The organism is Mesorhizobium sp. M0018 (genome assembly GCF_040323955.1).
Taxonomy (GTDB): Bacteria; Pseudomonadota; Alphaproteobacteria; order Rhizobiales; family Rhizobiaceae; genus Mesorhizobium.
Genome location: NZ_JAMYVL010000084.1, coordinates 1 through 854, shown reverse-complemented (window position 1 = coordinate 854; position 854 = coordinate 1). Strand labels below are relative to the sequence as shown.

The following is an 854-nucleotide window of genomic DNA, read 5'->3' as shown; positions in this document are numbered from 1 at the left end:
CGTTCGAGCTCCGCGATGGTCTGGGGTGGCACGACGGCACCCCCGTCACTGCGGCGGACTGTGTGGCCTCGATCCGCCGCTGGGGCCAAGTGGCTCCTGGCGGGCAGTTGCTCATGGCGCGGGCCAGGGATATCTCGAAAAAGGGTGACAAGACCTTCACAATCGCGCTCAAAGAGCCGTTGGGGGTTGTACTCGACATCCTGGCTTTCCAAGGGCCATTCATCATGCGCGAGAAGGACGCGAGTCTTCCTCCAACGCAGCAGGTGACTGCGAATATCGGATCGGGGCCGTTCAAGTTCAATCACGCTCTTGCCAAGCCCGGCGCGAGCTTCACCTACGATCGCAATGAACAATACGTCCCGCGTAACGAGGCGCCCGACGGATTGGCCGGCGGTAAGATCGTTAAGGTCGATCGCGTCATCTGGGAAAATATTGGCGATCAGCAGACTGCCTTCGCGGCCCTGCAAGCGGGTGAGATTGATTTCATTCAAATCCCGCCGACCGATCTTTTGCCAGTCATCGAGGGCGATCCCAACCTTGCACTGCAAGTTCTGGACAAGTCGGGCAGCGACATGTTCCTGCGCATGAACTGTCTGCAAAAGCCGTTTGACAACGTGAAGGCACGCCAAGCGATGCTTCACCTGATCGATCAAGAGGCTGTGTTGCGCGCCGCTTATGGCGACGCAAAATACTTCCGCACCGTCACTTCGATGTTTGGAAACGAAACGCCGGTGTCCAACGACGAAAATACGGGATGGTTCAAAAAGGGCGGCGATCCGGAAAAGGCCAGTCAGCTGTTGAAGGAGGCGGGATATGCTGGCGAGAAAGTCGTCATCCTGCAGTCCACAGACTGG

Annotated in this window: 1 protein-coding gene; it reads left to right on the top strand. The window is 58.0% G+C overall.

Annotated elements, in window-relative coordinates; translation table 11 throughout:
* Positions 1-854, top strand: an 854-nt coding sequence (locus tag NKJ81_RS32550; RefSeq protein WP_352542985.1) for an ABC transporter substrate-binding protein, incomplete at both ends; no start/stop codon positions are given.